The sequence below is a fragment of the Nonomuraea endophytica genome (assembly GCF_014203235.1).
GTDB classification, from domain to species: domain Bacteria; phylum Actinomycetota; class Actinomycetes; order Streptosporangiales; family Streptosporangiaceae; genus Nonomuraea; species Nonomuraea endophytica.
The window spans coordinates 698,537-722,631 of record NZ_JACHIN010000005.1 but is presented as its reverse complement, the minus strand read 5'-3'; the positions used below and the strand labels follow the sequence as shown (position 1 = coordinate 722,631).

20 protein-coding genes and 1 riboswitch are annotated in these 24,095 nt (G+C 70.7%); of the genes, 3 read left to right on the top strand and 17 right to left on the bottom strand.

Annotated features, from left to right (window positions below; translation table 11 throughout):
• Positions 1-91: 91 nt before the first annotated feature.
• The 9 genes from HNR40_RS22050 to HNR40_RS22010 all read right to left on the bottom strand — a co-directional run bounded on the left by HNR40_RS22050 (position 92) and on the right by HNR40_RS22010 (position 10,488).
• Positions 92-940: an aldose 1-epimerase family protein gene (locus HNR40_RS22050; RefSeq protein ID WP_184964142.1), complete on the bottom strand. Its 849-nt coding sequence runs from the start codon at positions 938-940 to the stop codon at positions 92-94.
• A 48-nt stretch (positions 941-988) separates the two neighbouring features.
• On the bottom strand, positions 989-1,996 hold the full coding sequence (locus tag HNR40_RS22045; protein ID WP_184964140.1) for a LacI family DNA-binding transcriptional regulator: 1,008 nt from the start codon (positions 1,994-1,996) through the stop codon (positions 989-991).
• Positions 1,968-3,365: a GH1 family beta-glucosidase gene (locus HNR40_RS22040; RefSeq protein ID WP_184964138.1), complete on the bottom strand. Its 1,398-nt coding sequence runs from the start codon at positions 3,363-3,365 to the stop codon at positions 1,968-1,970. Before HNR40_RS22040 ends, HNR40_RS22045 begins: the two co-directional genes overlap by 29 nt.
• Positions 3,362-4,186 (bottom strand): carbohydrate ABC transporter permease, encoded by an 825-nt coding sequence (locus HNR40_RS22035; RefSeq protein ID WP_184964136.1) that lies wholly within the window; start codon positions 4,184-4,186, stop codon positions 3,362-3,364. The genes HNR40_RS22040 and HNR40_RS22035 overlap by 4 nt, the downstream gene beginning before the upstream one ends.
• On the bottom strand, positions 4,183-5,148 hold the full coding sequence (locus HNR40_RS22030; protein ID WP_184964267.1) for a carbohydrate ABC transporter permease: 966 nt from the start codon (positions 5,146-5,148) through the stop codon (positions 4,183-4,185). The genes HNR40_RS22035 and HNR40_RS22030 overlap by 4 nt, the downstream gene beginning before the upstream one ends.
• Positions 5,149-5,150: 2 nt before the next feature.
• On the bottom strand, positions 5,151-6,464 hold the full coding sequence (locus HNR40_RS22025; protein WP_184964134.1) for an ABC transporter substrate-binding protein: 1,314 nt from the start codon (positions 6,462-6,464) through the stop codon (positions 5,151-5,153).
• A gap of 652 nt (positions 6,465-7,116) precedes the next feature.
• Positions 7,117-8,046 (bottom strand): oxidoreductase, encoded by a 930-nt coding sequence (locus tag HNR40_RS22020; RefSeq protein WP_184964132.1) that lies wholly within the window; start codon positions 8,044-8,046, stop codon positions 7,117-7,119.
• A gap of 619 nt (positions 8,047-8,665) precedes the next feature.
• A complete protein-coding gene (locus HNR40_RS22015; protein WP_184964130.1) occupies positions 8,666-9,361 on the bottom strand; it encodes a CHAP domain-containing protein in 696 nt (231 codons plus the stop codon).
• A 13-nt stretch (positions 9,362-9,374) separates the two neighbouring features.
• A riboswitch (cyclic di-AMP (ydaO/yuaA leader) is annotated at positions 9,375-9,511 on the bottom strand.
• Positions 9,512-9,663: 152 nt separating this feature from the next.
• Positions 9,664-10,488, bottom strand: a complete 825-nt coding sequence (locus tag HNR40_RS22010; RefSeq protein ID WP_184964128.1) for an aldo/keto reductase — start codon at positions 10,486-10,488, stop codon at positions 9,664-9,666.
• An 84-nt stretch (positions 10,489-10,572) separates the two neighbouring features.
• Between HNR40_RS22010 and HNR40_RS22005 the strand changes: the two genes are divergently transcribed.
• Together HNR40_RS22005 and HNR40_RS22000 are read left to right on the top strand one after the other, a co-directional pair.
• Positions 10,573-11,493: a hypothetical protein gene (locus HNR40_RS22005; protein ID WP_312896467.1), complete on the top strand. Its 921-nt coding sequence runs from the start codon at positions 10,573-10,575 to the stop codon at positions 11,491-11,493.
• Positions 11,490-12,671, top strand: coding sequence for a DUF6716 putative glycosyltransferase (locus HNR40_RS22000; RefSeq protein ID WP_184964126.1), 1,182 nt, complete (start codon positions 11,490-11,492; stop codon positions 12,669-12,671). Before HNR40_RS22005 ends, HNR40_RS22000 begins: the two co-directional genes overlap by 4 nt.
• Before the next feature lie 139 nt (positions 12,672-12,810).
• Here HNR40_RS22000 and HNR40_RS21995 read toward each other — a convergent pair whose 3' ends face one another.
• The 6 genes from HNR40_RS21995 to HNR40_RS21970 are packed head-to-tail and all read right to left on the bottom strand — an operon-like array spanning position 12,811 to position 20,235.
• Entirely contained in the window at positions 12,811-13,758 is a 948-nt protein-coding gene (locus HNR40_RS21995) for an FkbM family methyltransferase (RefSeq protein ID WP_184964124.1), read from the bottom strand.
• Positions 13,759-13,800: 42 nt separating this feature from the next.
• On the bottom strand, positions 13,801-15,042 hold the full coding sequence (locus tag HNR40_RS21990) for a polysialyltransferase family glycosyltransferase (protein ID WP_184964122.1): 1,242 nt from the start codon (positions 15,040-15,042) through the stop codon (positions 13,801-13,803).
• A complete protein-coding gene (locus HNR40_RS21985; protein ID WP_184964120.1) occupies positions 15,039-16,016 on the bottom strand; it encodes a glycosyltransferase family 2 protein in 978 nt (325 codons plus the stop codon). The genes HNR40_RS21990 and HNR40_RS21985 overlap by 4 nt, the downstream gene beginning before the upstream one ends.
• The gene (locus HNR40_RS21980) at positions 16,016-18,064 is read right to left on the bottom strand and encodes an N-acetylneuraminate synthase family protein (RefSeq protein ID WP_184964119.1); all 2,049 of its coding nucleotides are present in this window, start codon (positions 18,062-18,064) and stop codon (positions 16,016-16,018) included. Before HNR40_RS21980 ends, HNR40_RS21985 begins: the two co-directional genes overlap by 1 nt.
• A 60-nt stretch (positions 18,065-18,124) precedes the next feature.
• On the bottom strand, positions 18,125-18,790 hold the full coding sequence (locus HNR40_RS21975; protein WP_184964117.1) for a response regulator: 666 nt from the start codon (positions 18,788-18,790) through the stop codon (positions 18,125-18,127).
• Complete coding sequence (locus tag HNR40_RS21970; protein ID WP_184964115.1) at positions 18,787-20,235, bottom strand: sensor histidine kinase; 1,449 nt, start codon at positions 20,233-20,235, stop codon at positions 18,787-18,789. Before HNR40_RS21970 ends, HNR40_RS21975 begins: the two co-directional genes overlap by 4 nt.
• 100 nt (positions 20,236-20,335) lie before the next feature.
• On the opposite strand from HNR40_RS21970, the gene HNR40_RS21965 reads away from it, so the two are divergent.
• On the top strand, positions 20,336-21,664 hold the full coding sequence (locus HNR40_RS21965) for a cation:dicarboxylate symporter family transporter (RefSeq protein ID WP_184964113.1): 1,329 nt from the start codon (positions 20,336-20,338) through the stop codon (positions 21,662-21,664).
• A 178-nt stretch (positions 21,665-21,842) separates the two neighbouring features.
• Here the strand turns inward: HNR40_RS21965 and HNR40_RS21960 are convergent, their stop codons facing one another.
• A complete protein-coding gene (locus HNR40_RS21960) occupies positions 21,843-22,664 on the bottom strand; it encodes an SAM-dependent methyltransferase (protein ID WP_184964111.1) in 822 nt (273 codons plus the stop codon).
• A 32-nt stretch (positions 22,665-22,696) separates the two neighbouring features.
• The gene (locus HNR40_RS21955; RefSeq protein WP_184964263.1) at positions 22,697-24,076 is read right to left on the bottom strand and encodes a sensor histidine kinase; all 1,380 of its coding nucleotides are present in this window, start codon (positions 24,074-24,076) and stop codon (positions 22,697-22,699) included.
• Positions 24,077-24,095 lie beyond the last annotated feature (19 nt).

The window sequence follows — 24,095 nt, the reverse complement described above, 5'->3', positions numbered from 1 at the left end:
TCTGGCACAACGACAAGACCGGCCAGCCCACCGCCCGATCCCTCACCGCCTACGACCATTGATCGTAAGCAGCCGCCTTGGAATCAACCATCTAGACGGCGCTGATCGTCCAGCTCGCCTCGTGGTGCTCGCCCGGCCTCAGCACCACCACGTCGGTTCCGGAGTTGAACGCGCCCGGCGGGCACGTCATCGGCTCCACCGCCACACCCTCGTAACCGAGCTGCCCGCCGGTGCACACCTGCACCCACGGCAGCACGGCCGGATCCCACGTCACGCGGGTGCCGCCGACCCGCACCTCGCCCGCCGTCAGCGCGGTGAAGGCGTTGTCGACGTCCTGGCCGCCGAGCGGGCGCGGCACCCGGAAGTCGTACGGCGTGCCGGACACCTCCTCCAGCGCCCGGGGCAGCAGCCGCTCGTCGTTGAGCACCACCTTGGCGGCCGGGACGTGCAGCACGTCGGAGTCGCTCAGCAGCCACGGATGCGGCCCGCACCCGTAGGGCGCCGGGCGCTCGCCGGTGTTGCGGGCGGTGACGGTCGTGCTCAGCCCGGCCGCGTCGAGCCGGTGGAGCACCTGCAGCTCCAGCGTGAACGGGTAGCCGGGCGCCGGCGTGATCGTGTGGACCAGCCGGACGAAGGCGTGCTCGTCCTCGGCGGCCAGCCACTCAGCCACCCGCCAGTCGGCGGCGGAGACCAGCCCGTGCAGGGCGTTGCCGCGCTCCGGCTCGGTCAGCTCCAGCTGGTGATCGGCGCCGTCGAAGGAGTAGCGGCCGTCCGCGACCCGGTTGGGCCAAGGAGCCAAGATCGTCCCGGCGTAGAACGGGATCGGGCCGCCCTCCGGCCACGACGTCACGAGGTCGCGCCCGCCGTGCCTGAGCACGCGCAGGGCGGCGCCGCGCTGGCTGATCTCGGCGGTGTAGCCGCCGCCGGACAGAGAGGGCACGGGGGATTCCTTTCGCCAACGCTGGGGTCGGTCAAGGATATCCGCTGGTCAAGCGGAGGCTCGCCGTACCAGATGAGTGTCGAGTATGACGACCGGCTGGCTCAGCTCCTCGCCGTTGATGCGGGCCACGAGCAGGTGCGCCATCTGGCGGCCCATCTGCTCGGTCGGCTGGTGGACGGTCGTCAGCGGCGGGTCGGTGTGCAGGGCCGCCTTGGAGTCCTCGAAGCCGACCAGCGCGATGTCCCCGGGCACGCGGCGGCCGGCCGCCTTCAGCTCGCGCAGCGCGCCCACCGCCATCAGGTCGGAGGCGGCGAACACGGCGTCGAGGCCGGGATGGCCGGCCAGCAGCGCGCGCATCGCCGCGGCGCCGCTCTCCTCGGAGAAGTCGCCGTAGGCCACCAGGTCGGGGGCGTTGGAGGCCAGCAGCGCGTCACGGTAGCCGGCCAGGCGGTCCACGCCGACGCCCATGTCCTGCGGGCCGGCGATGGTGGCGATACGGGTACGGCCGATGCCCAGCAGGTGCTTGACCGCCTGGCGGGCGCCGCCGCGGTTGTCCATGTCGACGTAGCTGTAGGGGTCGAGGCCGACCGGGCGGCCGCCGAGCACGGTCGGCACGCCCATCTCCTCCAGCCGTCCCGGCAGCGGGTCGGCGCCGTGCAGCGACAGCAGCAGGACGCCGTCGACGTGCTGGCCGGTCAGGTAGTGCTCCAGCCGCTCGTGCTCCTCCGGCGACTGGGCCATGGCCAGTATGAGCTGCAGGCCGGTCTCGGCCAGCGCGGAGCCGATGCCCCTGATCGTGCCGGCGAAGTACGGCTCGTCGAACACGCGCAGCTCCGACTCCGACACCACCAGCGCCACGGTGTCGGTGCGGCGGGTGACGAGTGTGCGGGCGGCGCGGTTGGGGATGTAGCCGAGTTCGTCGATGGCCTGGCGCACGGCGGCGCGGGCCTTCGCGCTGACGTTGGGCGAGCCGTTGATGACCCTCGACACCGTGCCGCGCCCGACCCCGGCGCGGGCGGCGACAGCTTCAAGAGTCGGTCGGTTCATGGCCACCATTCTGCCGGATGATCTCCGCGTACCAGAGAGCGCTGTCTTTGAGCACGCGGCGCTGGGTGGCGAAGTCGACGTGGACGAGGCCGAAGCGTTTGCCGTAGCCCCATGCCCATTCGAAGTTGTCCATGAGAGACCAGGCGAAATAGCCCTCCAGCGGGATGCCGCGGCGGGTGGCCTCCAGGCAGACGGCCAGGTGTTCGCGCAGGTAGGCCACCCGGCCGGGGTCGTGGACGCGCTCTCCCTCCAGGTGGTCGTCGAAGGCGGCGCCGTTCTCCGAGACCACCATCGGCACGGCCGGATACTCCTCGCGCACCCGCGTCAGCACCTCCAGCAGGCCGCCGGCGTCGATCTCCCAGCCCATCGCGGTGACCGGCCGCCCGCCGGAGACGAACGAGACGTGCTCGCTGCCGACCCACGGCGAGCCCGTTCCGGTCGGCGCGGCCGCGGCGGAGGCGGGTCCGGGGCGGGAGGAGACGGTGAAGCGGCTGTAGTAGTTGACGAGCAGCAGGTCGATGGGCTCGCTGATGACCGCAAGATCCTGATTTTTCATCAAATCCAGGTCCATGCCGAGGTCATCCAGGACATCGGATGGATAAGAGCCCTTGAGAAGAGCGTCGAGGAAGAAGCGGTTCTGCAGGCCGTCGATGCGGCGGGCCGCGTCGTGGTCGTCCGCGGTGGCGGGCGTGATCGCGTAAAGGTTCACGCAGCCGCCCACGCGCGACGGCCGCAGCGCCTGTACGGCCAGCCCGTGCGCCAGGTTGAGGTGGTGCGCCGCCCGGATCGCGGCCACCGGGTCCCGCCGCCCCGGCGCGTGCTCCCCCGAGGCATACCCCAGGAAGGCCGCGCACCACGGCTCGTTGACCGTCGCCCACGTGTGCACGCGATCGCCCAGCGCCTCGTGCACGGCGGCGGCGTAGTCGGCGAAGCGGTAGGCGGTATCCCGCTCCGGCCAGCCGCCCCGGTCCTCCAGCGCCTGCGGCAGATCCCAGTGGTAGAGCGTCAGCCACGGCTGGATGCCGTGCTCCAGCAGTTCGTCGGTGAGGCGGCGGTAGAAGTCGAGACCCTTCTGGCTGACCTCGCCCGAGCCGTCGGGCTGCACGCGTGTCCATGAGACCGAGAACCGGTAGGCGGTCAGGCCCAGCTCGGCCATGAGCTTCACGTCGTCGCGGTAGCGGTGGTAGTGGTCGATGGCCACGTCCCCGTGGTGGCCGCCGACCACCCGGCCCGGCACCCGGGTGAACGTGTCCCAGATCGATCGGCCACGCCGGTCGGCGGCGCCCTCGATCTGGTAGGCCGAGGTGGCCGCGCCCCAGGCGAACCCCGCGGGGAAACGCCCGGGCGCGTGCCGTACCTGATCTTCCTGGGTCGTCATGCCTTGACCGCGCCTTCCATGAGCCCGCCCACGATCTGACGGCCGAACAGGACGAACACCACGAACAGCGGCAGCACCGAGGCGGCCGTGCCGGTGAACAACATCACGTAGTCGGTGCCGTGCGCCGAGTTGAGCGCCGCGATCGACGTCTGCACCACCGGGTTGTCCGGGTTCAGCACGATGAGCGGCCACAGGAACTCGTTCCACGTCTGCATGAACACCAGCAGCGCCAGCACCGCCATGCCCGGCCGCAGCGCCGGGAGCACGACCCGCCAGTAGATGCCGAGCGTGGCCGCGCCGTCCACCCGCGCCGCCTCCACCAGCTCATCGGGTACGGCCTGCGCCACGTACTGCGTCATCATGAACACGCCGAACCCGTTGACCAGGAACGGCAGGATCACCGCCTTCAGCTGGCCGGTCCAGCCCAGCGAGACCATCAGCTCATACAGCGGCACCACGCCCATCTGCTGCAGCGGCACCATCATCGTCACCAGGATCAGCCCGAGCAGCAGCCGCGCGCCGGGGAAGCGCAGCTTGGCGAAGGCGAAGCCGGCCAGCGTCGAGATCGCCACCACCGACAGCGTCACCGTGCCCGCCACGACGGCCGAGTTCAGCAGGCCGGTCAGGAAGTGGGCGTCCTCGGTGGCCAGCAGCCGCTCGACGTTCTCGCCGAGCAGGCCGCCGGGCAGCAGGGGCGGCGGGGTGTCCAGCGCGTCCTCGTTGGAGCGCGTGGCCATGATGAACATGTAGTAGATCGGGAAGGCCGACAGCGCCAGCGCCACCGCCAGCCCGATCCGCGTCGTGATCGTGGCCCGGTTCATCGGATCCGCCTCGTGAACAGGTAGTTGACCAGGGTGCCGAGCAGGATCAGCACGAACAGCAGCCAGGCGGCGGCAGCGGCGTACCCCATGTCGAAGTCGCGGAAGCCCTCCTTGACCACGAACATCGCCACCGTCTGGTACTGGCCCGTGGTGCCGCCGGTCATCATCGGGTTGCCCTCGAACATGACCGGCTCGGCGAACAGCGTCAGCCCGCCGATCGTGGAGACGAACACCACGAACACCATCGTCGGCCGGAGCATCGGCACCGTGATCCGCCAGAACTGCCTGCGCGGCGAGGCCCCGTCGATCGCCGCCGCCTCATAGAGGTCGCGGGGGATCGTCTGCATCGCGGCCAGCAGGATGATCGCGTTGTAGCCGGTCCAGCGCCAGTCGATCATCACGGCGATGGCGATCCAGGACGACCACTTCTCGTTCTGCCACGTGATCGGGGTTCCCAGCAGCCAGTTGACCAGCCCGTAGTCGCGGGAGAAGAGCTGGCTGAAGATGACCGCGACCGCCACCACCGAGGTGACCAGCGGCAGCAGCACGCCCAGCCGCAGGATCAGGCGGCCCCTGAGCCGCTTGTTGAGCGCGTTGGCCAGCATCAGGGCCAGCAGCAGCTGCGGCACCGTGGCCAGGACGAAGATGCCGAGCGTGTTGCCCACCGCGTTCCAGAACTCGGCGTCGGCGACCAGTTCGGCGTAGTTGCCGAGCCCCAGCCAGCTCTTGTCCCCGGCCAGCTCCCAGTCGTGCAGCGAGATCCACAGCGTGTACCCGAGAGGAAAGACCCCGAAAACCGCGAACAGCAGATAGTACGGCGAGACCAGCAGATACGGGATGCCGCGCAGATCGAAGCGGGACCACCGGCCGCCCCCGGGCGAGGGGCGGCCGACGGCGCGCCGTGCCTGCGGCCCCGGGCGCGGCGGTCGGGCCGGCTGGGGCGGCGCGATGTTCATGGCCATGCTCAGCCCGCGGCCTTCACACCGGCGGCCACGAACCTGGCCCACGCCTCCTCATACGGCACCGCGCCCTGGTCCATGCCCTCGATGACCTTCTCGACGGCCGTCTTGACCTGGGCGTGCTTCTCACCCAGGAACATCGGCAGCAGATCCTTGACCGAGGCGGAGAAGATCTGGCCGGTCGGGGCGTCGTTGAAGTAGGCGTTCTTCAGGCCGGTGACCTTCGCGTCCTGCTGCGCCGGCAGCGAGCTCGGGAACGCGCCCGCCTCCTCGAACGCCATCACGTGGCCGTCCTTGCCGGTCAGATAGTTCAGGACCTCGGCGGCCTCCTTGGGGTGCTTGCTCTGCTTGGGCAGCGCCAGCCAGGAACCACCCCAGTTGCCCGACCCGCCCGGCACCGCCGCGACGTCCCAGTTGCCCCTGTTGCCCTCGCCGGCCTTGCCCTCGATGACGCCGAGCATCCACGACGGGCAGCCCATCGTCGCGAACCCGCCGCCCTTGATCGCCTTGTCCCACGCCGGGCTCCAGGCCTGCAGCTTCGCGGTCATCCCGGCCTTGCTGAACGTCTGCACCCAGTCGAACGACGTCTTGATCGCCGGGTTGGACTCGATGACGAGCTGGTTGCCCTTGTCGAAGTAGGCGACGTTGCCGTTCTTCGGGGCCTCCTGGGAGAGGATGACGTTGTAGATGGTGTTGGGGCCGTCCATGAACTTCGCCCCGGTCTTGGCGGCCTCGAACTTCCTGCCGGTTTCCAGGAACGCGTTCCAGTCGGGCCAGAGCTTGCCGACGTCCTCCCTGGCGGTGGGCAGGCCGGCCTTCTTGAACAGGTCCTTGCGGTAGCACATCGTCATGCCGCCGATGTCGGTGCCGAGGGCGAACAGCTTGCCGTCGGCGTTGACGCCCGCCTCCCACTTGGCGGCGGGGAAGTCTGCCTTGCGGTTCTGCATGCCGTACTGGCCGAGGTCGGCGAAGAACTGGGGGCGGGCGGCCATGAGGCCCATGGCGCCCTCGTCGATCGCCACCACGTCCGCGGCGCCGCTGCCCGCCTGGAGGCGCTGGAGGAGCTGGGGCAGGTAGACGTCCTCGAAGCGGTCGGTCAGGTTCTGGTACTTGACCTGGATACCGGGGTGGGCGGCGTTCCAGGCCTCGACCGCCTTGTCGTAGCCGAAGTTCTCACCGCCGCCGAAGGTGTGCACGGTGATCGTTACCGGTTCGGCCTTGGCCTGGGCGGGGGTCTGGGGCTGGGGGGTGGAGGTGGTTCCGCAGGCGGCCAGAGCGGCGGTCATGACCGCGGCGGTGGCCAGACGCGTGTGCTTCATTTGTGCCCCTTGGTGGTGGGGGTGGGGGATGGCGGGAGCCTTCTGGGAGCGCTCCCATGCAGAGTGCATCAGGGCGATGACCCCGTCAACGAGGCGACACGCAACCGTTACATTCCGCTCGCCTTTGGAGCTCAAGACCGGACACAAAGCCACAAATCGCCCTTGATGCTCCCTGGGAGCGCTCCCGCCACACTCGTGGCCACGCGCGGGGGCTTGGCCGCCTCAGGCTCTCGGGCGGGAGGTCAGGGTGGCCGGTTCGGGCAGGCTGCCCGCGCTGGTCGCCCGGCCGAAGGCGGTCAGGTGGCCGGGTAGGTCGGCCGGGTGCGTTCGCTCGTCTGAGGGTGGCCGGGCAACCGGGTAACCAGCTCTGCCGGAATGGCCAGGCAGCCGGGTAGTCAGCCCCGTGGGTGTGGCCGTGCGGCTGGGCTGACTGGCTACCGGATCCACCGGTCGGAGCCGGCCGGGCCGGGCGCGTGGTCCGCCGGGTGGTCGGGCTGGCTGGGTGCGGTCCGTCGCGTGGCCGGGTGCTGCTAATGGGAGGGAAATGTGTTAGCCGGTGTGGCTATTGGGGTTTGTGGTGCTTGTGTGGTTAAGGGTTTCTGATCACAAATAGATAACGGGATGGGAGATCTATTTGAGGTGAAAGGGAGATCTATTTGGCGGAATCCGTATCGGAGGGAAAGTCGTATTGGACGCCGGTGAGGTCTTCGGAGACCGTCCATAGGCGGGCGGCGACGGTGCGGTCCTTGGAGGCGGGGGAGGAGTCGACGGTGGTCGGGTAGCCGCGTGAGCCGAAGGCGCCGTCGGGGCCGACGTACGTGCCGCCGGCCAGGCCGCGCTCTGTGGCGGCGTAGAGAAGCGGCAGGGCGCCGCGTTCGGCGCTCTGGGCGAACAGGATGTTCCCCAGCCGGGAGCCGAACTCCAAAATCGCGTTGCCCTCCATGCGCGGACCGGCCGCCTGGAGGTTGGTGGCGGCGTAGCCGGGGTGGGCGGCGACGCTGGTCAGGGCCCCGGCGGCGCGACGCTGCAGCTCGTACGCGAACAGCAGGTTGGCCAGCTTGGACTGTCCGTAGGCGGCCCACTTGCGGTAGGCGCGTTCGCCCTGGAGGTCGTCGAAGTCGATGCGGCCGGTCTTGTGCAGGCCGCTGCTGACCGTCACCACGCGCGGGTCGGGACGCTCCAGCAGCCGCGGTAGCAGCAGGCCGGTGAGCGCGAAGTGCCCGAGGTGGTTGGTCCCGAACTGCATCTCGAACCCGTCCACGGTCTGCCGGTACGGCAGCGCCATCACGCCCGCGTTGTTGACCAGAATGTCGAGCCCGCCGGTGTACGCGGCGGCGAAGGCGCGGACCGATGCCAGATCGGCCAGGTCAAGTTGCCTGACCTCGATCGAGGCGTCGGGAGCCGCCTTCCTCATCAGCTCGACGGCGGCCTCGCCCTTGGCGACGTCCCGGCAGGCCAGGACCGTTGCGGCACCGCGCCTGGCCAGCTCACCCGCGGCGATCATCCCGATGCCGCTGTTGGCGCCCGTCACCACGGCCGTGAGGCCCGACAGGTCGCCGATGTCCGCTGCGGTCCATCCCATGACCCCTCCAAATGTGATCACCGCCACCCTAACCCGCCCACCCCCACCCCGGTCATCGGACAACACCGGGATAGGGCCCTTGGGGATCTCGGGGCGGCCGAGAGGTCGAGCCGTGAGGGCTGGTGGCCGGAGTTGCGCTGGGGCTGTGGTTCTTGGCTTCGCGGGGTGGGGTGGCCGTGGGAGGGGGCTGACGGGGCGCCGTGGCAGGGGGCTGACGGGGCGTCGTGGCGGTGGGGGCCCTGTCCGACGTGCGCGGCGCCCGGCGATCGGCGCCCGCCCACTACGGCGGGAGGCGGGGGCGGCGGCTTGCCGTAACGGAAAGGCACACGCCCTTGAGGCGCGCGTGAAAAGGCACGCGAGGGCGAGACAGCCGCGAGGGAGTGCGTCGGGCGGGATGGGGCGCGCGGGGACGGGGGTGGGGAGGGCGCTGTAGGGATGGAGAGCGCTGTGGAGTGGGGAGCGGGGAAGGGGAAGCGGCGCGCTCGGGGAGCGGGGAAGGGGAAGTGACGCGCTCGGGGAGCGGGGAAAAGGGGAACGGCGCGCCCGGGGGGAGGGGGCGCGCCGTTCCTGGGGAGGGGAGAGCGGGGGTGGGGAGAGAGGGGGGTAGGGGAGGGGGAAGCTAGGCGGAGTAGTCGGGGTAGCCGTAGCCGACGACCTGGGAGGTGGGGCGGGTGCGCTCCTCGACCTTGCCGTTGCCGGTGTTGCCCTCGACGGTGGTGATGGTGCCGTTGCCGTTGTCCTTGATGACGAACCCGACGTGGTTGATGGAGTTGAGGCTCTTGCTGCCGCTCCACGAGAAGAAGACGACGGCTCCGGGCTTCGCGCTGGCGCCCCAGCGGTTGTTGTTCTTGAACCACTTGGCGTGGGTGACGGTGTAGGCGTCCCAGCCGACGGTGGTGCGGGCGCCGGTCTCTTCGCCGACCCAGCTGACGAACATGGCGCACCATGCGGCGTTCAGGTAGGCCTGGCGGTTGCCGCCGTCGCGCTTGACGGTCTCGGCGGCGCGGGGGGAGGACATGTACCACTTCTGGAACTTGGTACCGCCGCCACTGGCGTCCTCGCGGGTGCCGATCTGCTTCTTGGCCAGCGAGAGGACCTGGGCCGCCGTGGGCTTGGGCCGGTCGCTTCCGGCCTTCTTGCCGGGCTCGGCCTGGACGGCGGTTTCCGGTACGCCCGCCGCGGCGGCTGTGGACGCGGCGTGCGTCTCGGCCTGGGCGGGGTGTGTCGCGAACGCCGCGGTGGCGGCGATGGTCACGCCGAGAGCGGCGCGGGTGAGGTCGATCTTGGGGGCACGGGTGAGACGATGCTTCGCCATCGGGTGGGGTGACTCCTTGCTTCCATGCCGCTTACCGGGTTAGCTGACGGGTTCGGGCATGGAAGCTGCCCTACGGCGCGTGGCGCCGATTCACCCCAAAGGACCTGGGTCCCCGGTTCCGCGAGGGTGCGGATTCAGCGGTCACAGGCAAAGCCTGTGATGTGCTTGCGATGGTCTGGCAACGAACGGGTAGCCCGGACGTATGCCTTGGATGACCTGAAGGTAATACATGGGGCAAGGGGATTACAAACTCATAAATGACCATCCAAGGCTTGGTGCGGCCAAAAGGCCGCACCAGCCGGTCATCCCATCCAGTTAAAATTTGCCGGATCAGGGCCAAGACGGGTGCCGTTGTTGAGGGCTCCTATGGCAGCCATGTCCTCCGGGTCGAGCGTGAAGTCGAAGACCTGGATGTTCTCCTTGATCCGCGCCGGCGTGACCGATTTGGGGATCACCACGTTGCCGAGCTGAATGTGCCAGCGGAGCACGATCTGGGCGGGCGATTTGCCGTGTTTTCCGGCCAATGTGGCGAGGGCGGGGTCGTTCAGCAGGCCCTTGCCCTGGCCCAGCGGGCTCCACGCTTCGGTGAGGATTCCGTTGGCCTCGTGGAAGGCGCGCAGGGCGGTCTGGGGGAAGTTCGGGTGGAGTTCGATCTGGTTGATCGAGGGGGTGATCTCGGCCTCGTCGATGAGCCGGGTGAGGTGCTCCACGTTGAAGTTCGATACGCCGATCGCGCGTGCCCGGCCGTTTCGGTAGATCTTTTCCAGGGACTTCCATGCCTGGATGTATTTGTCCTGATCCGGAACCGGCCAGTGGATGAGGTAGAGGTCGACGTAGTCGAGGCCCAGACGGGCCAGGCTCTCCTCGAAGGCCTCCTCGGCGCGGCCGTGGTCGGCGTTCCAGAGCTTGGTCGTGATGAACGCCTTCTCCCGTGGCAGCCCCGACTTCCGGAAGGCGCGGCCCACGCCTTCCTCGTTGTAGTAGAGCCTGGCGGTGTCGATATGGCGGTATCCCGCCTGAAACGCGGTGGTGACCGCGCGTTCGGCCTCGTCGTCGGGCACCTGCCAGACGCCGAAGCCGAGCTGCGGGATCTGCACACCGTCGGTGTTGAGCAGCAGCGAGTTCATGCGACCCATTGTTCATACGGCGTTCCCTGCGGCTTAAGGCGACCGGGCTAGCTTGAACCCGTCGTGAAGAAGCAATGGGCTTGGGTGGAATCGCCGCTCCAGATGCTCTGCGCCGTCGAGGCCCATCACGCCGGGCTGCTCGGTGAGCGCACGGTCATCGTGCCGAGGGCGCGTCAGCGTGCGCTCGTGGCCACGCGCCGTGAGCTGGCCGGGCTCGACCTGCCCGACGGGCTTGAGCTGGCCAGGCCGAGCGAGGAGATGCCGCGGCCGGTCCAGGTGGTCGGTGACGCCTTCTCCGGGCGGGTGCAGCTGCGCTGGCTGACCTCGCGGCCGGGCCGCATCGTCATCGTGGACGACGGGCTGGCCACGCTCCGGCTGCTCGAGCTGCTGGCCGCGGGGCCGTATCGGGCGCTGCTGAGGGCCAGGCACAAGGCGGGACTGCCGCGCAGGGTCCTTGGGACGGCGGCGGCGCTCAGACTGGCCGGCTCCAGCACCGCGGTGTTCACCGCGCTGCCCGTCAAGGACGACCTCGCCGACGCGGTGCGCGAGCGCGGCATCGACCTCGTCTCCCACGACTTCGGCTGGCTGCGCGCGCAGCCCCTGCGCTCGCCCGGTCCGGCCGAGCGCACGGTCGTGCTCGGCACCTCGCTGGTCCGCAACGGGCTCGTGCACCGCGAGCGCTACCTGCGCTGGCTGACGGAGCTGGCCGCCACCGAGCCGCTGGCCTACTTCCCCCACCGCCGCGAGGACCCCATCGACGTGGCCGTGATCAGCGAACGGCCCGGCATCACCGTGCACGACGTCGGCGTCCCCGCCGAACTCACGCTTCGTGGCCTGGACGCGAGCCAGCGCGTCCTGAGCCTGCCCTCGACCGCCATCACCTCGCTGCGCGTGCTGCTCGGCACCCGCGGGGTCGCGGTCGAACCGGTCGAGGTGCCGGACGACTGGTGGACCAGCCGGGCGGCCCCGGCGCTTCGCTCACATCTGACGGGGGTTGCCGGGTGAGGATCCTGGCCGTTGCCGACTCTGACTCATATCTGAAGTGGGCGTCCTGCCTGCTCGCCGACCTGCCCGGGGACTGGGAGCGCGATCTCGCGGTGGTCCGCACGCCGATCGTCCCCTCGCCGTTGCAGATCGCCGCCGCCGTCGGCGACCGTCCCCTGCCGCCGGTGCTGTCGGCCCGGTCATTGCGGCGTACGGCGCAGCGGACCAGACCCGACGCGATCGTGGTGGCGTGCACAGGCCCGGTGGTGGACGTGCTGGTCGCCGAGGTGCTCGACGAGCTGCGGCCCCGGCCCGTCTTCGTCACCGGCCTGCCCGGCATCTCGGTGCCGGCCACCGACAAGGCCTGGCTGTTCCGCAGCGGGTGCGACCTGTTCGTCGTGCACAGCGAGCGGGAGGCGGCCGAGTTCGGCGAGGTGGCCGGCCGGCTCGGCGGAGGAGGGCGGGTGGGGCTCGCCCGCCTGCCGTTCCTGCGCGTCCAGGAGGACGGCGCTCGCTTCGAGCCCGACGTGCGCGAGCGCGACCGGGTGGTCTTCGCCACGCAGGCCAAGGTGCCGCGCGATCGCGAGGAACGCGAGCAGGTGCTGATGGCCCTGGCCAAGCTGGCCGAGCGCCGCCCCGACCTGGACGTCGTGGTCAAGCTGCGCGCCCTGGACGGCGAGCGGCAGACCCACAACGAGCGTCACCCCTATCAGCGGCTCTGGCAGGAGCTCGGCGAGCCGGGACGGCTGCGCTTCGCCGCCGGTTCGATGGACGAGCACCTGGCGGTGGCGGCGGGGTTTGTGACGGTGAGCTCGACCGCGGCGCTGGAGGCGATCGCCCGTGACGTGCCGTCGCTGGTGCTGGAGGACTTCGGCGTCAGCGCCGAGATGATCAACCTGGTCTTCGACGGCAGCGGGCTGCTGGGCACGCTCGACGACCTGGCCGACGGGGCCTTCCGCGAGGCGCAGGGGGCGTGGCGGGCGGCCAACTACTTCCACCCGGCCGAGGCGGGGACGTGGGTGGGGCTGCTGGACGAGCTGCTGGCGGGTCCGCGCGAGCCGGCCCGTTCGCTGCTCGACGGCACCGAGCACCTGGCCGCCCGGCGCCGGGCGCGGCTGCGGGTGGAGGTGCCGCCCGAGGTGCTGAGGATCGGCTACCGCACCAAGCGCAGACTCTCCCGAGCCCTGCGCGTCGGCTGACCACCCCGACCAAACGCCCCGAACCGCTTGGTGCCCGCGCCTCAAAACCGTGGGGGCGCGGCCCGAAGCCTGGGGGCGGTTCAAACCCGCGGCCCGAAGCTGCCTGGGGCGCCCCAGACCGCGTGTCGGGTGCCGAGCGTTAGCGTGGGGCGATGTGGGGTTGGAGTACTTCCAGGTGCTCCGGGCGGCCGGCGGCGATCACGTTCGAGCGGTAGAGACCCACGGCGTCGGGGCGGTCGAAGTAGGCGCGCTCGCACGGCACCAGCGTGTTGTGCAGTTCGTCGATCAGAAACACCCGCGGGTAGTGGGCGTAGACGAGGTCGAGCAGTTCGCCGGTGTCGCAGCCGCAGTTGGCCTGCAGCTCCGGGTGGAGTTCGAACAGCAGCGCCGGGCGCGCGGCGAGCGTGGCCGCGGCGCCCTTGAGGACGAAGCCCTCGTAACCCTCGACGTCGATCTTGATCAGGTCGGCGGCCCGGCCGTCGAGGTAGTCGTCGAGCGTGGTCATCGCGACCGTCACCGACTTGCCGCCGGGACCGGCGTTGCGGACGTCGGCCGAGTGTTTGCCGGACTGCTCCGCCGACAGGTGCAGCTCAAGGGATCCGGCTTCCGCGCCGACCGCGGTCTCGGCCACCTCGACGCGCTCGCCCAGCCCGTTGCGTTCGATGTTGGCGCGCAGGTGGCCGAGGTTCTCCGGCACCGGTTCGAAGGCGATCAGCCGCCCGGACGGCATCCGGTCACCGCCCGCGCAGGCGTACACGCCGATGTTGGCGCCGACGTCGGCCACCAGCCCGCCGAGCGCGGCCAGGTCCTCGAAGAGCGAGACCTCGAACTCCTCGTAGTAGCCGCCCGAGATCGACGGCATGATCGTGTTGTCCCACGCGGGGCCGGTCAGGCGCACGCCTCGGTAGGACACGACGGCGCCGGGGGCCACGCCCATGCGGAAGACGCGGTGGTAGACGACGTTGACCAGCGGCAGCCCGCGCACGCTGCGTCCACGCAGCAGCACCCGGGCCAGCCGGCTGCGGTTGGCGGCTCTGGCGGCGCGCATCGTGGTGACGGCGAGCCTGTGCTTCAACCTGCCGATCATGACTCCACCCTGTCACGGGGCCAGGGTGGATGTCAGGAGATCTCAGGACAGGGCGCGGCTGAGCTTCTTCTTGAGCCGAGACAGCGGGCTCGGCTGCTCGGAGCCGGGCAGCAGGCCGACGGCGGAGAGGCGCTGCTTCTTGAAGTAGCGGCCGCTGCCGTGGGCCTCGATGAACGCCGCCGCCTGCGGGCGCAGCTCGGGATGGGACTCCGGCTGCATGCAGTAGCCGACCGCGCGGACCACCTCTTCCACCGGCGGCCGCCCGTCGCACAGCAGCGCGTCCACGATCGTGGCCGGGATGCGGTTGCTGTTCTCGAACGGCGACAGCCGTTCCAGCACCAGCTCGGTCCCGAACGCGGCGGCCGGCAGCCCGTAGAAGTGCCGGGCGCTGACGAGCCCGGTCGAGAAGCAGCCCACGACCAGTTCCGGCCGCAGCGCCGAGAAGCACACCTCGGCCGGCACGGTCTCGTCGGCCACCGACAGCTTCACGCCGAGCGGCTCGGCCGCGGCCCGCAGCAGCCGGGCGTGCCGGCGTCCCGCCGCCGGGTGCGGCTTGAACACGACGCTGGAGTAGCCGAGGTCGGCCAGGGCGCGCAGCATCGACTCGTGCAGCGACGCCTCCTCCTGCGGGGTGAGGATCTCCAGCGCCGACAGGTACTGGCCCAGGATCATCGCCTGACCGGCCAGCATGTCGGGGGCGGTCGCGGCCACCTCGGTGACGACCCGCAGGAACGCGTCGTCGGAGATGGTCGAGGCGGCCACGCCGTACTCGCTGAGAAGCATGGGGGACAGGCCCGGCAGCAGGTCGAGGTGGAGCAGGCGGGTGATGCGGCGGAAGATCTCGGCGGGCAGCGGGTCGCGGGTGGGGCCGTAGCTCATCAGGCCGTCGGCGTAGACGGTGATGGGGCAGTCGCGCACCAGGCCGGCGATCGTGCGCGCGGGCGGCACCGCGATCGACTCCAGCACCAGCTCGTCGACCTGCTCCAGTTTGAGGTGCGTGCGGAGCAGCCGCTCCATCATCGGCACCTCGATGACGCGGGCCTTCCACGCCGACGGGTGCAGCGGCGCGATCAGCTCGTTCCACGACACCACCTCGTCGAAGCGCGAGCGCAGCACCGCGAAACCGGGCGTGCGGTCCAGCGGCAGCGAGACCTCGGGCACCGCGGCGTTGTTCGACACCAGCAGCATTCTCCGGCCCTCGTGCGGGCCGAAGGCGCCCTCGTCGATCGCCGCGGCCAGCGACATCGCGCCGTAGAGCGTGGAGGCGTAGAACACCTGCGTCATGCCAGCTCCTCCCGGTCCCGGCGCAGGCGCACGGCCTTGTCGGGCAGGTCGGGGACGAGCGCGCGCAGCACTTCCTCGCGCTCGACGGACATCCGCGCGACCGAGTCGGCCACGAGGTCGGTGGGCAGGCCGCGCACCATGGCGGCCCCGCGCTCGGTGAAGCGGGCGCGCAACTCCGGGGTGAAGCGGTCGGCCAGTTCCAGGTGGTGAGCGAGCAGGGCGCAGAAGTTGCGCACCGCCTTGCTCATGTACCGGGCTTCGAGATCCTTGAAGACCAGGTCGAAGGCGTCGAAGAAGTGCAGTTGCCGCTCGTCGCCGACCTGGGTGAGCGAGCCGGATACCTGCCGCCGGTAGAAGACGCCGGCCGCCGACACCACCGCGAACGTGGCCGCCTCGCGGTGCAGCCGCCAGATCCACGGCCGGTCCTCGGCGGTGTGCAGCGATCCGGGGAACTGCAGCAGGTCGCGCAGCGAACGCCGGTAGACCCCCGCCCACGCGTACGGGTAGTCGACCATGGTCTTCACCTCGGCCGGCAGGATCGCCTCCTTCGGGTCGACGACCACGCTCCGTCGTGCCCAGGGGGCGCGGTGCACGACCCGGTTGCGGCCGGTGACCTGCACGTGGTCGGCGCGGACGAAGTCGCAGCCGAGCCCCTCGATGGCGGCGACCATCTCGGCCAGGTAGCCGGGGGCCAGCCAGTCGTCGCCGTCGAGGAAGGTCACGTAGCGGCCGGTCGCCGCGGCCAGCCCGGCGTTGCGGGCGTCGGCCAGGCCCACCGGCGACAGGTGCCGCAGCACCGACAGCCCCGGCACCGCGGCGTCCTCGACGATCTGCCCGGTGGCGTCCACCGAGCCGTCGTCCACGACGATGAACTCGAAGTCCGGCCGCGCGTTACGGGCCAGCGAGGCCACGCAGTCACCGATGTAGGCCTCGCCGTCCCGCACCGGGACGATCACCGTGAGCAGCGCCGCCATCAGACGGTGATGCGGCGCAGGCGGGCCTTGGGGGCCTCCTCACCGGGGAAGACGCGCTTGACGCCGTCGCCCAGTGCCTGCTCGATGATGCGGATGTCGCGCACCAGGTGCTCCAGCCCCGACGGTTCGAGTGAGGCGGCGTGGTCGGAGCCCCACATGGTCCGGTCGAGGGTGATGTGCCGCTCCACCGCCACCGCGCCGAGCGTGACCGCGGCCAGCGAGATCTGCAGGCCGCGCTCGTGGCCGGAGTAGCCGACCGGCACGCCGTAGCGCTGCTTGAGCGTGGTGATCGTGCGGAGGTTGGCCTCCTCGGGAGGCAGCGGGTAGGTCGAGGTGGCGTGCATGATGATCAGCTTGTCGGTGCCGAGGATCTCGACGGCCTCGTCGATCTCCGGCAGCGTGGACATGCCGGTCGACAGGATCAGCGGCTTGCCGGTCGCGGCGAGCGCGCGCAGCAGTTCGCGGTCGGCGACGCTGGCCGAGGCGATCTTGTGCACCGGGACGTCCATCTCCTCCAGGAACTCCACGGAGGGCACGTCCCACGGCGAGGCGAACCACTGGATGCCCCGCTCGTCGCAGTACTTGGAGATCTGGGTGTATTCGTCGCTGCCGAACTCGGTCCGCTCCTTGTACTCCAGGTAGGTCATCTCGCCCCACGGCGTCTGCCGGATCTGCGCGCGCTGTTCCACCGGCACGCAGATCGACGGCGTGCGCTTCTGGAACTTCACCGCCTGGCAGCCCGCGTCGGCCGCCACGTCGATGAGCTTGCGCGCCAGGTCCAGGTCGCCGTTGTGGTTGATGCCGATCTCGCCGATCACGTAAACGGGCTGGTCGTCGCCGACCAGGATGTCGCCGACCGCCACCGGCGCCGACTTCAGCCGCAGCGCCGCACGGACCTGCGCGGGCTCGCCCACGGGTTCGGGCCGCGCCGCCGTCACCCGGTCACACAGCTCGCGTACGGCTCCCGCCCCGCCCGCCCTGGTCAGCACGACCCGAGCGGCGGCCCGGACCCGGGGGTGCGCGTCGGGCACCGCCACCGGCCAGCCGACCAGCCCCATCGGGCCGAGGTCGTTGACGTCGTTGCCCACGTAGGCGACGCGGGCCGGGTCGAGGCCCTCGATGGCCAGCCAGTCGCGCAGCACCGTCGCCTTGTCGGCCAGGCCCTGCAGCACCGGTACGCCGAGCTTGCGCGCCCGCGCGGCCACGACCGGGTTGTGCTCGGTGGACATCACGAGCAGCTTGACCCCGGCCCGGCGCAGCAGGGCGATGCCCATGCCGTCGGAGCGGTTGACGAGGACCATCTCGCGGCCGTCGGAGTCGACGTAGGCGCGGTCGTCGGTGTGCACGCCGTCGAAGTCGGTGATGACGGCGTCGACGTCGATCGGCTCCGGGGTGTCGACGAACGGGGCCAGCGCGCGCACGATCTCCAGGTCGGCGGCGGAGTCCACCTCGACCGAGTGGCTCGCGGAGACCGGCTGGACGGCGACCTCGCCGAAGAAGCGGTGGCCGTGCTCGCGCAGCCCGGCGGCGCGCATGACGTAGAAGGCGCCGGTCTCGCGGTACTGCGGGTCGAGCTGCTGGCGCGGCAGGCGGACCGAGCGGTCGTGGTTGATGCCGACGCCCGCGGCGTTCCACAGGAACTCGTGGGTCGCGGTGGCGGAGAAGACCGCGTCGGCGCCGCCGTCCAGGACCTTGGAGATGGCCGCGTCGAGGTCGGCCGGGTCGATGAAGGCGCTGGTGCACTGCACCAGGAGCACGACCTCGGGCTCCTCCTGCGCGTTGTCGAGCGCGTGCAGCACGGCGGACTCGCTGGAGGCCGACGGGCCGCTCAGCTCCGCCGGGCGGTCCACGACCAGGGCCCCGGCCTCGCGCGCCGCGGTGGCGATCCCCTCGTGGTCGGTGCTGACGACGACCTGGTCGATCAGCTCCGCGCGCACGCAGGCGCGTACGGCCCGCGTGACCAGCGGGATGCCGCCCACCGGGGCGAGGTTCTTCAGGGGGACGCCCACAGAACCTCCGCGGGCGGGAATGACGGCCAGGACTCGCAAGGTGACTCCTTGAGATACGTAGGTGCCACCCGAAGCTAGGCCCCCGAATTGAACCCCGAATTAACTGCGCGGGGTCATCCGGTAGAGAAGTTCTGGCCGTCCGACGCCCCCGTAGCGCGGAAGCCGTACCGCTGAGCCGATTTCCACCAGATACTCCAGATATCGGCGGGCGGTGACGCGGGACATGCCGGTCGCCGTGCCCAGGGCCTGCGCGGACATCCCTTCCTCGGCCGCGCCGAGCTCCGCGGCGACGGCGTCCAGGGTGTCCTGTTGCATGCCCTTGGGCAGGCGCGAGGTCCCGCGCAACGTGCCCAGGACCCGGTCCACGTCGCCCTGGCCGATGATCTGCCCGGCGTCCTGGCGAAATCTGGCGTACCTCTCGAGTTTCTCGTGGAGGGCGGTGAAGGTGAACGGTTTGAGAAGGTATTGCGAGATGCCCAGAGAAACGGCGGAGCGCACCATCGCCAGGTCGCGCGCGGAGGTGATGGCGATGACGTCGCACAGCAGGCCGGCGGCGCGCACGGCGCGGATGACCTCGAGTCCGTGCATGTCGGGCAGGTAGAGGTCGAGCAGGATCAGGTCCACCGGGGTGGCGCGCAGGAAGCGCAGCGCCTCGCCGCCGGAGCGGACCACCCCGGCCACCTCGAAGCCGGGGATCCGCTCCACGTAGATGCGGTTGGCCTCGGCCGTGATCTCCTCGTCCTCGACGACGAGCACGGAGATCACGGCAGCCTCACCGTGAAGGCCGAGCCGTCCACCTCAATGGTGCCGCCCAGACGGCGTACCGCCTGGCCGACCAGCGCGAGGCCGAGCCCCCTGCCGTCGCCCTTGGTCGTCCAGCCCTTCGCGAACGCCTCCGGCTCCGGCAGTCCCGGGCCGTCGTCGCTCACCCTGACCACGATCCCGTCCGGTTCCGTGCGCACCGTCACCTCCACGCGCGAGGCCACCTCGATCGCGTTGTCCAGCAGGTTGCCGACGATCGTCACCAGGTCGCGCGCCGCCATCTCCACGTCGTCCAGTCTGCTGTCCTCGCTGATCACCAGCTCGACGCCGCGCTCGGCGGCCTGCGCGCTCTTGCCCAGCAGCAGCGCGGCCAGGACCGGCTCGCGCACCGAACCCACCACCCGGTCGGTAAGTTCCTGCGCCGAGCGCAGCTCCGCCGTCGCGAAGGCCACCGCCTGCTCGGCCCGCCCCAGCTCCACCAGCGTGATCACGGTGTGCAGGCGGTTGGCCGCCTCGTGCGCCGCCGAGCGCAGCGACTCGGCGAAGCCCCGCTCGGCGTCCAGCTGCCCGGCCAGCGCCTGCAGCTCGGTATGGTCGCGCACGGTCACCACCGTCCCCAGCTCGCTGGGCGTGCGGCTCACCTGCAGGACCCGGTCCCCGATCAGGTGCACACGGTCCTCGCCGAGCTCGGGCGCGGGCCGTCCCTCCGCGTCGGGCGGCAGGTCCAGCAGCGTGCGGGCCGCGTCGTTGCAGAGCGTCAGCGTCCCGTCCCTGCCGACGAGAAGCAGTCCTTCCCGTACGGCATGCAGCACGGCCTCGTGGTGGGCATGGATGCGCCCCAGCTCCACCGGCCCGAGCCCGTGGGTCTGGCGGCGCAGCCGGGCGGTGACCAGCCACGTGCCCGCCCCGCCCGCGAGCAGCGCCAGCAGGGCCACCAGCCCCCAGACGAGCTGGTCGTAGAGCCGGGCGGTGATCCGGTCGACTGTGAAGCCCACGCTGACCAGCGCGACGACCCGTCCGTCGCGCATCACCGGAGTGACGGCGCGCTTGGAGGGGCCGAGCGTGCCGGTGTAGGTCTCGGTGAAGGTGTTCCCGGCCAGCGCCGGGGCGGTGTGGCCGAGGAAGCGCTTGCCGATCTCCGCCGGGTTCGGGTGGGTGTATCGGGTGCCGTCCGGCCTCATGATGGTCACGAAGTCGACGCCGGCGCGCAGCCGTACCCGCTCGGCGTAGGGCTGCAGCGTCGCCGACGGGTCGGCCGCGCCGAGGCCGGCCAGCACGTCCGGCGAGGTGGCGACGGTCTGCGCGACCGCGCTCGCCGTGTTCGCCGCCTCCTCGGTGAGCAGGTGGTGGGCCTGCACCACCGCCAGCACCGCCCCGCCGGCCACGGTGACGGCGACCACCACCAACTGCAGCAGGAGCATCTGACCTGCGAGGCTCCAGCGCCTCATCGATCCTCCCGATGTACGAAATGAACGCAATGGTGACCTGGGTCACTGTGCAGCGCATAGTCGCACAACCAGAAGTTTCCTCCAAAGCCGGAGACCCCCCATGCGTGATCGCACCCGCTATCTCTACCTGGCCGTCATCGTCGCCGTGGTGGCCGGAATCGCCATCGGACTCGTCTGGCCGGAGGTCGGCAAGGAGCTCAAACCCCTGGGCACGGGCTTCGTGGCGCTGATCAAGATGATGATCAGCCCGATCATCTTCTGCACCATCGTGCTCGGCGTCGGCTCGGTCACCAAGGCGGCCAAGGTCGGCAAGGTCGGCGGCCTCGCGCTCGGCTACTTCATCGCCATGTCGACCGTCGCGCTCGTCATCGGCCTGGTCGTCGGCAACATGCTCGACCCCGGCGCCGGCCTGCAGCTGACCGACGCGGCCAAGGAGTCGGCGGCCGCGGAGGCGGCCAAGGGCGGCGAGGCCAGCACCACGGACTTCCTGCTCGGCATCATCCCGACCACGCTCGTGTCGGCCTTCACCGACGGACAGGTGCTGCAGACGCTGCTCGTCGCGCTGCTGGCCGGCTTCGCCCTGCAGGCCATGGGCCCCAAGGCCACGCCCATCCTCAACGGCATCGGGCACATCCAGCGGCTCGTGTTCCGGATCCTCGCCATGATCATGTGGGCCGCGCCGGTGGGCGCCTTCGGCGCGATCGCCGCGGTCGTCGGCTCGACCGGTGTCAAGGCGCTGCAGTCGCTGGCCGTCATCATGATCGGCTTCTACGTGACCTGCCTGCTGTTCGTCGGGCTGGTGCTCGGGCCGATGCTGTGGCTGGTCGCCCGGATCAACCTGTGGTCGCTGCTGCGCTACCTCGGGCGCGAGTTCCTGCTCATCCTGTCCACGTCGTCGTCGGAGTCGGCGCTGCCGCGGCTCATCGCCAAGATGGAGCACCTCGGCGTCAGCCGCCCCGTCGTCGGCATCACGGTGCCGACCGGCTACTCCTTCAACCTCGACGGCACCGCCATCTACCTGACCATGGCCACGCTCTTCATCGCCTCGGCCACCGGGGCGCCGCTGGGGCTGGGGGAGCAGATCTCCCTGCTGCTGTTCATGGTCATCGCCTCGAAGGGGGCGGCGGGCGTGACCGGGGCCGGACTGGCCACGCTGGCCGGCGGCCTGCAGTCGCACCGGCCCGAACTCGTGGACGGGGTCGGGCTCATCGTGGGCATCGACCGGTTCATGTCCGAGGCGCGGGCGCTGACGAACTTCGCCGGCAACGCGGTGGCGACGGTGCTGGTGGGGACGTGGACCAAGGAGTTCGACCGGGATCGGGCCTTGGACGTGCTGGCGGGGCGGGCGCCGTTCGACGAGGCGACGTTGCTGGACGAGGACGAGCACAAGCCCGACCCCCGCACCCCCGCAATGCAACCGGTCAGCTAACCCCTCCACCTCGGGATCCTGGGAAAGGGGTGACCCCTCCGGGATCCCGGGAAACGGCGGCGATCCCGGATCCGGTCCGGGACTCCGGGGGAAAGGTCCCCCGGAGGGCTCGGGAAACTCTGGCGAAGGGTGGCCCGTCTCTTGGTCGCTGAGTGCGGCGAGAGGGCGGGCCGTACGGCTAGAAGGGGGCGGGTTTGCGGCCGATGCCGGCGTATCCCATGCGGGCCAGGTCCTCGTCCAGGAACATCGTGGCCTCGGGGTCGGCGAACGGCCAGACCGTGCCGAGGCCGGTGTCCAGCCCCGGCGGGATCAGCTCGAAGTCGCCGAAGAACGCCTCGATCTCCCTGCCCGAGCGGGGACAGAACGGGGCGCTGGCCTGCTGGTACACCTCGACGATCTGCTGGGTGCGCTCGCTCTTCCAGTCCGTGCTCAGGTGGGTGAGCGCGAGGTAGCCGCCGGGCGCGAGCGCCTCCCGGTACGCCGCCACGAACCCGTGCGGGTCGTCGGAGTCGGGCACCAGGTGCAGGAAGAACATCATGAGCAGCGCCACCGGCCGCTCGAAGTCGATCAGCTTCCTGACCCCGGGGTCGTCCAGGACGAGCTCCGGCAGCCGGGCGTCGGCCTCCAGCATGAGCACCCGTTCGGGGTCGGCCAGCAGGGCCCGGCCGTGCGTGCAGACGACGGGATCGTTGTCGACGTAGACGACCTTGGCCTCGGGCGCGTGCCGGTGGGCCACCTCGTGCACGTTCTCCCGCGCGGGCAGCCCGGAGCCGAGGTCGATGAACTGGGTGATCCCCTGGTCCACGAGGTAGCGGACCATGCGGCCGATGAACAGCCGGTTCTGCAGCGCTCCCTCGCGGGCCTCGGGCAGTACGGCCAGCACCAGCTCGGCCAGTTCCCTGTCGGCCTGGAAGTTGTCCTTGCCGCCGAGGAAATAGTCATACATGCGGGCCGCATTGGGGATCCGCGGGTCCACGCCCTGGGGAGCCTGCTCCGTCATCCCCACATGATCGCGGTAGCGCCATGTGATTTCTATGGATTCGCGTTATCTGTCCTTTGTGTGGGTCCGTTTTCCTGGGTGCCGGGGGCCAGCGGCAGGCGTACCACGAAGCGGGCGCCGCGGATCGCCTCCTCGGCGCTGATGATGCCGCGGTGGGCCAGGGCCACGTCACGGGCGATCGCGAGGCCCAGGCCGGTGCCGCCGGCGTCGCGGCTGCGGGCGGCGTCCAGGCGGGTGAAGCGGTCGAAGATGCGCTCGCGGTCCTGCGTCGGGATCTCGGCCCCGTCGTTGGCGACCTCCAGGACCGCGTAGCCCTCCTCGGCCTCCACGGAGATGGTCACGTGGGTATCGGCGTGGCGCTCGGCGTTGTCGAGGAGGTTGGTGAGCAGGCGCGACAGCTGCATGCGTACCCCCTCGACGATCACGCCGTCGGCCAGGGCGTCGCGAACGGGGATGAGGTCGTGGCGGCCCATGAGCTCCTCGCGCACCAGCTCCGACAGGTCGACCGACTCCTTGACCACGTCCACGCGCGAGCCGATGCGGGCCAGCAGGAGCAGGTCGGTGATGATCGCCTCCAGCCGGTCGGTGTCGCGCAGGGCGCCGGCCACGAGCTCGCCGACGTCGGTGTCGTCCGGGTAAAGCTGGGCGGACTCCAGCTGGGCGCGCAGGCCGGCGATGGGCGTGCGCAGCTCGTGGGAGGCGTCGGAGGCGAACTGGCGCTGCTGGTCGGCCGAGCGTTCGAGGCGGGCGAGCGTGCTGTTGATGGAACGGGCGAGCTCGGCCACCTCGTCGTCACCCGGGGGCTGGGCGACGCGGCGGCTGAGGTCGCTGGCGTTGACGGCGTCGAGTTCGGCGCGCATCACGGCGACGGGGCGCAGCGCGCGGCCGGTGACCAGCCAGGTGGCCCAGGAGGCCAGTCCCACCAGGATCGCCACCTGCGCGAACACCACGGCTTCCAGCACCCGCGTGGACAGCACGCCGGGGGTGGCGCGGCCGGCGTAGACGACCGGGGAGTCGGGGGCGGTGTCGATCCGGATGGCGCTCAGGTGGACGCACTCCTCGTCCTCGCACATGACGGTGCTGATGATGCGGTTGTCGGGCGGCGGCCACATCGTGGTGAGCGGCGGCATGTTGGCGGCGGCGGCGCTGCGCGCGATGACCCGTCCACCCGGCTCGACGACCTGGATGAGGTTCACGGTGGCGTCGGTCAGCGGGATCGTGCCCCCGCGCAGCCCACCGTCGCGGACCTGGGCGGACACCTGGGAGGCCGCCTCGCGGGTGGAGCGCCACAGACCGTTCTCCACCACGGATCTGGCCACCGCGACGCCGCCGACCCCCGCCGGGATCAGCACGGACGCGGCCACTGCGGTGGCGATGAGCGTGACCCGTCCGCGCAGGGACCCCGCCCACATGCGTGACACGTCCTGAGGC

Coding starts and splice junctions, on each gene's coding strand:
- HNR40_RS22045 (WP_184964140.1), bottom strand. CDS start 1,996: ATGGTGGCCATGAACCGACCGACTCTTGAAGCTGTCGCCGCCCGCGCC.
- HNR40_RS22040 (WP_184964138.1), bottom strand. CDS start 3,365: ATGACGACCCAGGAAGATCAGGTACGGCACGCGCCCGGGCGTTTCCCC.
- HNR40_RS22035 (WP_184964136.1), bottom strand. CDS start 4,186: ATGAACCGGGCCACGATCACGACGCGGATCGGGCTGGCGGTGGCGCTG.
- HNR40_RS22030 (WP_184964267.1), bottom strand. CDS start 5,148: ATGGCCATGAACATCGCGCCGCCCCAGCCGGCCCGACCGCCGCGCCCG.
- HNR40_RS22025 (WP_184964134.1), bottom strand. CDS start 6,464: ATGAAGCACACGCGTCTGGCCACCGCCGCGGTCATGACCGCCGCTCTG.
- HNR40_RS22020 (WP_184964132.1), bottom strand. CDS start 8,046: ATGGGATGGACCGCAGCGGACATCGGCGACCTGTCGGGCCTCACGGCC.
- HNR40_RS22015 (WP_184964130.1), bottom strand. CDS start 9,361: ATGGCGAAGCATCGTCTCACCCGTGCCCCCAAGATCGACCTCACCCGC.
- HNR40_RS22010 (WP_184964128.1), bottom strand. CDS start 10,488: ATGAACTCGCTGCTGCTCAACACCGACGGTGTGCAGATCCCGCAGCTC.
- HNR40_RS21995 (WP_184964124.1), bottom strand. CDS start 13,758: ATGATCGGCAGGTTGAAGCACAGGCTCGCCGTCACCACGATGCGCGCC.
- HNR40_RS21990 (WP_184964122.1), bottom strand. CDS start 15,042: ATGACGCAGGTGTTCTACGCCTCCACGCTCTACGGCGCGATGTCGCTG.
- HNR40_RS21985 (WP_184964120.1), bottom strand. CDS start 16,016: ATGGCGGCGCTGCTCACGGTGATCGTCCCGGTGCGGGACGGCGAGGCC.
- HNR40_RS21970 (WP_184964115.1), bottom strand. CDS start 20,235: ATGAGGCGCTGGAGCCTCGCAGGTCAGATGCTCCTGCTGCAGTTGGTG.
- HNR40_RS21965 (WP_184964113.1), top strand. CDS start 20,336: ATGCGTGATCGCACCCGCTATCTCTACCTGGCCGTCATCGTCGCCGTG.
- HNR40_RS21960 (WP_184964111.1), bottom strand. CDS start 22,664: ATGACGGAGCAGGCTCCCCAGGGCGTGGACCCGCGGATCCCCAATGCG.
- HNR40_RS21955 (WP_184964263.1), bottom strand. CDS start 24,076: ATGTGGGCGGGGTCCCTGCGCGGACGGGTCACGCTCATCGCCACCGCA.